The 9,341-nt window shown below is 71.9% G+C and carries 1 protein-coding gene; it reads right to left on the bottom strand.

From position 1 onward, the window contains the following. Window positions 1–440: 440 nt before the first annotated feature. Window positions 441–9,290, bottom strand: a complete 8,850-nt coding sequence (locus L8H00_RS16095; RefSeq protein ID WP_242098322.1) for an autotransporter outer membrane beta-barrel domain-containing protein — start codon at window positions 9,288–9,290, stop codon at window positions 441–443. Between the last annotated feature and the right edge of the window lie 51 nt (window positions 9,291–9,341).

A 9,341-nucleotide genomic window follows, 5' to 3' on the forward strand; every position in this document is an offset into this window, starting at 1 on the left:
TCGACGGGGCGTTGTCGTCCGAGCAGGTCCCAAGGCCATCGTAGAAGCGATGCCTGGTGCGTTGATCGACGGCGTCTGGAAGACGCGGACCGTCGAGCGACGCAAGCTGGCGAGACCGTCACCGATTATCTTGAAGCGAAGAGAATTCGGGATCGCAGCCCATGTGCAACGACGGATGATAGTCGCTGCGGAGCTTCGCCTTTTACTTGGAAACCGCACTCAGGTAATCCGGCATGCGTCGCGCCAGCGCCGCGAGCGGTCACGCGGCGGAAGATCAACGCCGCAGATCTGGCGCAGAGGACGGGCCCGCCCGCGGATGCGATCCGATCGGCGATGACCATTCACATGCCGAATTCGGCCGCCGGGGGCATCCGCTTTCGGCTCCACCACCGCTCTAACAGACACCCCCTGCCTTGACTCGATTACACCGGCCCGCGGCATCAGAACGAAGCAATCAGGCTGCCCATCAGGCTGTGATACGTCGTCCGCTTTCCAAACTCTCCGCCGTAGCTGATCCGAGCCGAGAAGCCGTGGCCGAGCGAACCGGTGAGGTTGGCATCCACCGTCCCGGTGTCGCGGTCGAGGAACGCGCGCGTGACAAACGGACTCACGTTCGTCGGCGCGCCGACGAAGACGGCGCTGACGCCGACATCGTCGAACCGGTGCATGTAGCCGCCCCGCACCGCCAGCCGCATCGGCGTGCCGTATACCGAGAAGGCATGCGACACATCGAGGCTGGGACGGACGAAGGCCAGACCTTCGACCCCGACGTCACCGACAGCAAGCGACAGCGGACCGGCACCCTGTTCGACGATCCGCTGCTGATCCCAATAGGCGTAACCGCCCTCGACACCCGGGCGCACCGTCACCGCGCCGAGATCGAAGCGGTAGCCGACGTCGCCGCCGAGCTGACCGAAATCGAACCGTTGCTGTGCAGAGGCCACCGTGGGAGCCGCCGCGATCGCAGCCGGCGCGGCTACCGGTCGCGTGGTGGAAACGCTGGCGTGACCGAGCGTGCCGTACACCGCGACATCGAGCGCCTGGCCGCGATAGCCGAGCGAGAGGCCGAGCTGGTAGCGGTCGCCCTTGCCCCGGCCACCGCCGTCCTCGATCGCGGCCTCGACGGTTTCGTAGGACCCACCGACGCCGAAATGCAATCCGCCGCCACCTAGCACATGTTCGATACCGCCCTGAATATGCGTGCCCATGTCACGATAAGCGGCATTGTCGAACGTCGTACTCTGGCGGAAGCGGTCCCCACCGGCCGAGAGCCACATGCAACCGCCCCGCGCATCGAGGATGCCGCTGCTTGCGCAATCGGACAGCCGCCCTGCGAACCGCTCGCCACTGTAGCTGGCCGAGGCGATCTGGTCCGCGTAGACCTCGCCGCCGAAGCTGTCGTAGATCCGACCCAGCGTCGCCGTGTCGCGCGTGTAGAACAGTTGCGTGACGACCGGGGCCAGCACGTCGCTCGACCCGGCCGCCTGGATGCGGTTGACGTAATCGCCCACCGCGGTCCGATTGCGGTTGAGCGGACGGCCGACACCGGCGAAATCGACATTGGCGCGCAGCAACAACTGCTGACCCGCGGTTTCCAGCCCGAACGCCGCGACGGCCGAGGTCGGCACGTCGAGCGCCAGACCCCCGTTGGTGATGCCGCCTGCGGCATCGACCAGCACGCTGGTCCGGTTGCCGGCCTGGATCGAGGGGACGTTTGCGACGACCGTCGACACGCGGCCGGCCAGCCGCGCGCTCCCGGTCGCATTCACCCGATCGGTGAACTGCGCCTGGCGTGCCGGTGCGAAGTCGAGATCGGTGACGTAGCTGCCGCTCGTCGACTGATTGAGGCTGCCGCCCAGCGCGACGGTCTGGAGCCGACCGACGTCGCCCGGCGTTAACCGCCCGGCGTTGTCGAGCACGCCCGCGGCACCCAGCGCGACGGTGTCGAAGGGCACGAAGGTCGCGCCCACGGCGTTGTTGAAGCGATTGACCTCGCCCGCCACGGCGCCGCCAGTTCCGACCAGACGGACGTTGCCATAAACCAGGCCGGCGTTGTTCACCGTATCGTTGCCGCTGGTGCCGGTGATCGCCAGATTCGATACCGCCGACACCGATCCGGCGATTGCCAGCACGTTGTTTGCGCCACCGTCAAAAGCCACGCCGACACCGCTGCCGCTGCCGCCACGGACCGTTCCGGTCGAGCCGACGGTGATGTCGCCCGCTCCATTCGCGCCCACGCTCTGCGCCAGCACCGCGGTCGATCCTGCGCCGGTGGCGAACACGTCGCCGCCGAGGTTCAGCGTCACCGCGCCGCCGCGCCCCTGGCCACCAGCGGTGCCGGCGAACAACCCATCGACGAAGCCGCCACCGCCACCGATCGACTGGGCGACCACGCCATAGGCGCCGTCACCGGTCACGACTACGTCGCCGGTCTGGGTGAAGGCGACCGCGCCGCCATCGCCGCTGTTGCCGCTGCGCAGCGCAAGCCCCGCGAAGCCGGCACCCAATGCGGCACCGCCGCCTCCACCGATCGACTGGAGCAACACCCCGTGCGAACGCACGCCGGTGGTGCGGATCAGACCGGCGTTGGTGATCGTCACGCTGCCCCCGGATCCACTGACGCCCGCCGCGCCGCCAAGCGACGTTGCCGCCGTCCCGATATCGGCTAGGCGCACGTCGCCGCCACCGCCACCGATGGATTGGGCGAACAGGCCGGCGCTATAATCGCCGTTGGTCTGCACGCCGGCATAGGTCCCGGCGATCGCCCCGCCGTCGGCGCCGCTGCCACCGTTGCCGCCGAGCGCCACCGTGGCGATCGAACCGAGCGAAGCGCCGCTCGCCAGCCGTACGCCGGCCGAGCCGCCGCCGCCGCCGATCGACTGGAGGATCGCACCCGGCGCGATCAGCCCTTGGGTGGCGATCAAGCCGCGCTGCGTCACGGAGACGACGCCGCCCGGCGAGCTTGCGGTGCCGGTGCCGCCAAGAGCGATGTCGATCGCTCCCGGCGTCGCCTTCGTCGTGTCGAGCAACGCGCTGGTCCGGCCGCCGCCACCGCCGATCGACTGGACGAGCTGGCCCGGCGTATCGCTGCCGATCGCCGTCACCTGCCCGGTCAGCGCGATCACCGCCGCGGCGCCCGCATTGTTGCTGCCGCCGTTACCGCCCTGTCGGATCGTCACGTCGGATGCCAATTGCGGCGTGGATGTCGCCATCGCCCGCAATACCGCCGATTGCAGTACCGGCGCCCCCGCCGACGCGGTGCTGGCGGTCTGAGCCGACGAGTCGCTCGCCTTGGGCATGAAGGCCAGGTTGAGATAGGCGGTGCCGCCGCCGCCACCGATCGACTGCACGCCCGAACCGCTGCCGCCGGCGCCCGCCACGGCCTGGTTGCCGACCACGTTGACCGTGATCGGTGCCGCCGCATCGTCCTGCGCCGCGTCCGCTCCCAGGCTGGAGTCGAACTTCGAGCGCAACGCCGCCGTCAGACTCTGCGGCAAACCCGGCAGGTCCGTGATCCCCGACAGATCGAGCGACAACGTACCGCCACCGCCGCCGATCGCCTGGACGAAGGTCGCACTCTTGTTGTCGCCCAAGACGACGATCGAACCCCGCTGGTCGAGCGTCACCACGCCGGCCTTGCCGCCCTTGCCGCCGCCGACCGCGCCGAGCAGGCCGTTGATGCCGTTGCCTGCCAGCCCGGCCGCACTGGTGCTGGCGTTGATTGCGACATTGGCGTTGCCGCCGCCACCGCCGACCGACTGAGCGAAGACGCCGTACGATCCCTTGCCCGTCGCGGTGATCGTGCCGGTGTTACTGACCGTGACGTTGCCCGCCTGGCCGCCGTCGCCGCCGATCCCGCCCACCGCGATCACCTGATTCGACTTGAACTGATCGGTGCTGGTGCTGCTGAAGCCGCCGACGAACGCGACGCCGCCATTGCCGCCGCCACCGCCGACCGACTGCGCGAACACGCCATGCGCGTCGCTGCCGGTGGTGGCGATGGTGCCGGCGTTGACGACGCTGACGTTGCCCGCGGCGTTGCCGGAGCCGCCCTGGCCGCCGACGGTGAGCCCGACGATCGTGCTGTCCGCGTTCGTCGAACCCTGGCCGGTGAAGGACAAGACCGACGACCCGCGACCGCCGCCGCCGCCGATCGACTGCGCCAGGATGCCGTGCGCACCGCTGCCGCTGGTAACGATCGAGGCGCCCTCGGCGTTGACGACGCTGACGTCCGACGACGTGCCGCCGATCCCGCCCGCGCCGCCGATGTTGAACTTCACCGCGCGGCTCGCGCTGCCGCCGCTGAGGCCGGCGGCAAGGTCGAGCACCACGCCGGCCGATCCGCCGCCGCCGCCGATGCTGGTGGCGACGATGCCGATCGCGTTGGTGCCGGTGGTCGCGATAGCCCCGGTGTTGCGCACATCCACGGTCGCCGCGCGCGCCCCGGTCCCGCCGCTGCCGCCGACGTTGACGTCCATCGCGCTGTTTTCGCTTGGCCCCTGCAAGCGAACGTTGACCACTGCGCCGCCGGACCCGCCGCCACCGCCGATGCTTTCCGCGCGGATACCATAGGCGTTGGCGCCCGACGTGGTGAGCAGCGCGGCATTGCTGACCGCGACCTTATCCGCCTCGGCCCCCGCGCCACCGGTGCCCCCGACCACCAGGTTGACGCTGGTCTGATCGGCATCCTTGCCGGCCGTCAGCTTGTTGATGCCGACCAACGACACCATCCCGCCGACGCCGCCGCCGCCGCCGACCGATTGCGCCAGGATCGCCTCGGCATCGTTACCGATCGTCGTGATCGCGCCGGTGTTTGCGACCGACACGGCCGCCGATCGGGCGCCGACGCCGCCGGCTCCGCCCAGAATGGCGTTGATCGATGTGGTCGCGTCGCTGGCCGAGCCCGAAGCGCTGCCGCCGATGCCGCCGCCGCCGCCGATCGACTGCGCCAGGATGCCGCGCGCATTCGCGCCGCTCGTGCTGATTGCCGCCGCGCTGGTGACGTCGACGGTCGATGCGACCGCACCCGACCCGCCAGCTATGCCGATCGAAAGGGACGCGTTGCTTTGTTTTTTCGACTCGCCGGACCCTTCCGTCGCCTGCACGCCGATCGTCGTGCTCGAACTGGCGCCCCCACCGCCGCCGATCGATTGGGCGAGGATGCCATAGCCATTGTTGCCGCCGGTCTGGATCGACCCGCTCGCGCCGACCTTCACCGCACCGGCCGCGCCGCCGGTCCCGCCGCTCCGACCGATCGAGATGCTGAGGACATTGGCCGCACCGCTGGCGATCGCCATGCTGGTGCTGGTGTTGCCGCCGCCGCCGCCGATCGATTGCGCACGGATGCCTGCAGAGTCGGCGCCGCTCACCTGCAAGACGCCGGCCTGATCGACCGTCACCGAGCTGGCGACACCGCCGCCGGCAGGGTCGCCGCCGACGGCCAGCGCCAGTGCACTGGCGTCCTTGAAGCGTCCTGCGCCGATCGAATAATTCGCGTTGCCCCCGCCGCCGCCGATCGATTGCGCCAGGATCGCGTCGGATCGGTCGCCGGTGGTGACGATCGTGCCGTTCTGGTTGACGGCGACGGTATCGCCGTCGCCCGCCGATCCGCCACTGCCCCCTACCGCGATCGTCGCGGCCAGCGTCCGGTCCTCACCGGGCTTGGCCGCCGCGGTTTGCGACAGGGCAACCGTCAGGTTGGCACCGGCCAGACCGCCGCCGCCGCCGATCGACTGCGCGACAAGGCCAGAGGCATCGTCGCCACGCATCGTGATCGCCGCCGCATCCGCGATGAGCACGCCGCCCGCCCCGATGCTGTAGCCACGCGTTACCGACACCGATGCGGCATTGCCTGCCGCGCCACCGCTGCCGCCGATACCGATCGATGCGACGCTGCCGTTGGGGCTCAGCGCCAGGCCGCCGTTGAAGCCGCCGACACCGCCGCCGCCGCCGACCGACTGCGCCAGGATACCCGCCGTAGCCGTCGCCACCACCGGTGCCGCGGTCAGGCCCAGTGCGGCAAGCGCGCCCGCCGTGTCCGGATCGGGCGTCGCAAGGCTGGCTGCCGGAGTGTTGGTGTTGACATCGATCCGGCCGCGGCTCGCCACCGAAACGCTGCCCGCATCCGCGCCGGTGCCGCCATTGCCGCCGACCCCGATCGCGATCGTCGGGGCGGTCGCCTCGTCCGACCGGCTGCCCGCCAGCGTCGCGTTCAGCCCGCCGCGGCCACCACCGCCGCCGATCGACTGCGCCAGGATGCCGACGGTGCTGCCACCCTCGACGCCGATGACGCCCGCCTGGTCGACGACCACGCTGCGCGCGGTATTCCCGGCGCCACCGAAGCCGCCGACGCCCATCGCGAAGTTCGGCGCCTTGGCGGTCTTTTCGAAGGTGATCCCTTCCGATACGTTGATGCCGCCATTGCCGCCGCCGCCGCCGATCGACTGCGCGACCAGCCCGGCGGTGCCCGAGCCTGCCGCATACAAGTCAGACCGCGCGGTGACGTCCACCGTCTGCGCCTTGCCCCCCGCGCCGCCGAAGCCGCCGAAGCCGAGTGTCAGGTTGCCGTCCGCGGCGATCCCACCGGAGACGTTGATGCCGCCATTGCCGCCGCCGCCGCCGATCGACTGCGCAATCAGTGCGCTATGATCCCGGCCGTTGGCGACGATCATGCCCTGACCACCGTCCGCGCCCGCGACTCGGGCCGTCACCGTCCCGGCATCGCCGCCGCTGCCGCCGAAGCCACCGATCCCCAGTGTCGCCGCACCGGCCGTGCCATCGCCGGTGGTGATTGCGACCGAGCCGGCGATATTGATCCCGCCCTGGCCGCCGCCGCCACCGATCGACTGCGCAACGAAGCCGTTGCCGCCGATGCCGGGGGAAATATTGAAACCGGGCTGGCCCGTGTCGCGTGCCATGGTGGCGACGCCGATGCCGGTGCCGATATCGCCCGTCATCGTCGCGTCGACCGCGCCTGCGCGACCGCCGTCGCCGCCGAATCCACCGACGCCGATGGCCACCGATCCGGCCTTGCCGGTCGTCGTGACCGCGATGCTGCCGGTGACGGCGAGGCCGCCGTTGCCGCCGCCGCCGCCGATCGACTGTGCCGTGATGCCATCCGATCCGGAGCCCTGCGTGACCGTGTCGCCGTCGCGCCGCAGCGTGACGTCGCCAGCCATACCGCCGCCGCCGCCGAAACCACCGACGCCGATCGCGAGCGTGCCCGCGGCCTTTGTGGCATAGGTCAGGCCTGCCGCGACCGTCAGGCCTCCATTGCCGCCGCCGCCGCCGATGGACTGCGCCGCGACGCCGGCCGACTGGGTCGACACCGTCTCGACGCGGCCCGTGACATCGGCCGATACCGCGCCGGACATGCCGCCGGTGCCCCCGAAGCCACCGACGCCCACTGCCGCCGTCAGGCCGGTTCCCTGCGTCAGGGAAACCGCACCGGCCACCGAGAATCCGCCATTGCCGCCGCCGCCGCCCAGCGACTGGGCGAGAACCGCGGTGGACGCCTCGCCGGTCGAGCGCGCGACCAGCGCGTCGCGCCCGGTGGCGCTGCTAGCGACCAGCCCGACCGCCCCCCCATTGCCGCCGCCGCCACCGAAGCCGCCGACGCCGAACGCTCCCGCTCCAGCGCCGGTGTTCGCCAGCGACACGCTGCCCGCGATCGCGAAGCCGCCATTGCCGCCGCCGCCGCCCAGCGATTGCACGAGGATCGCGTTGCTCTGCTCTCCAGCGGTGATCGTCGTGCCGGTGATCCGGGCAAGGACGTCGCCGCCATCGCTTGCGCCCCCGCCGAAACCGCCCACGCCCAGGCTGAGCGCCCCTGCGCCCTTCGACGCGCCTGCCACGCTGCCCGCGATCGCGAAACCACCGTTGCCGCCGCCGCCGCCGACCGACTGCGCCAGCACGCCCGTGCTGCGCAAGCCGCCGGTATTGGTGCTCCCGGCGAGCGTCAGGTTGACCGCACCCGCCTTGCCGCCGTCACCACCGAAGCCCCCGATGCCGAAGCCCACCGCGAGCGCGCCGCTGCCCGCGAAGGATGCCGCTCCGCCGACCGCGAAGCCGCCGTTGCCGCCGCCGCCGCCGATCGATTGCGCGGTGACGCCGGTCGCATCGCGTCCGGCGGTGCCGGTGTCGCCTTGGACCGTGAGGTCGACGCGGCCCGCAAGGCCGCCGCCGCCGCCGAAGCCGCCGATACCGATGCCGACCGCGCCCGATCCGGTCCCTGCGCCGCTGATCGCACCGGCGACGGCAAAGCCGCCATCCCCGCCGCCGCCGCCGACCGACTGCGCCAGGATGCCGCCGCTGCCCGCACCCGTCGTCATCGTCGCGCCGGTGACAGAGGCCAATACGTCGCTCGCCGCGCCACCGTTGCCGCCGAATCCGCCGAGGCCGACACCGACCGCCAGCGCGCCGGTGCCCGCGGCCGACAGGCCCGCGCCGACCGTGAAGCCGCCCGTGCCGCCACCGCCGCCGACCGACTGGACGGTGATCGCGGTGCTCTGCGCACCCGACGTCTGCGTGATGCCGGAGAGCGTCAGCCGGGCCGCGGCGCCGCCGCCGCCCGCACCGCCGAAGCCGCCGACGCCAACGCCGACCGCACCGCCGCCGGTGCCCCCGCCCGACAGGGCGCCACCAACCGAGAAGCCGCCGCTGCCGCCGCCGCCACCGACCGACTGGACCAACACACCGCGACTCTGGTCCTTCAAGGTGGCCGTGTCGCCGGTGATCGCCGCCGTGGCGAGGCCGGCTGCCCCGCCGCCGCCGCCGAAGCCGCCGACACCGACGCCCAGCGCGCCAGCGCCGGTTCCAGCGCCCGACAAGGCGCCGCCGATCGCAAACCCGCCCGCGCCGCCGCCACCGCCGACCGACTGGACGACGACCGCATCGCTCTGCAATCCCTGCGTCACCGTATTGCCGCGCAGTATCAGGTCGGCCACCGTGGCGAGGCCACCCCCGCCGCCGACGCCGCCGACACCCACGCCCACCGCGAGCACCCCGGTGCCCGCACCCGACAGCGCGCCGCCGATCGCAAACCCGCCAGCGCCGCCGCCGCCGCCCGCTGACTGCACCAGGATGCCGCGGCTGATGTCGCCTGCTGTGACGGTGTCGCCGGTGATCGTCGCCATGGCGTCCGCTGCCGCGCCGCCGCCGCCGCCGACACCGCCGATGCCCACGCCGACCGCCCCCGCACCGGTCCCGGCGCCCGACAGGGCGCCACCCACGGCGAACCCGCCCGCGCCGCCACCGCCGCCGACCGATTGGACCGTGATCGCGTCGCTCAATCTCGCCTGCGTGCGCGTCGCGCCCGTCAGGGTCAGATCGGCCAGCGCCGC

It is taken from the genome of Sphingomonas sp. CROZ-RG-20F-R02-07, from assembly GCF_022662335.1.
GTDB lineage: Bacteria > Pseudomonadota > Alphaproteobacteria > Sphingomonadales > Sphingomonadaceae > Sphingomonas.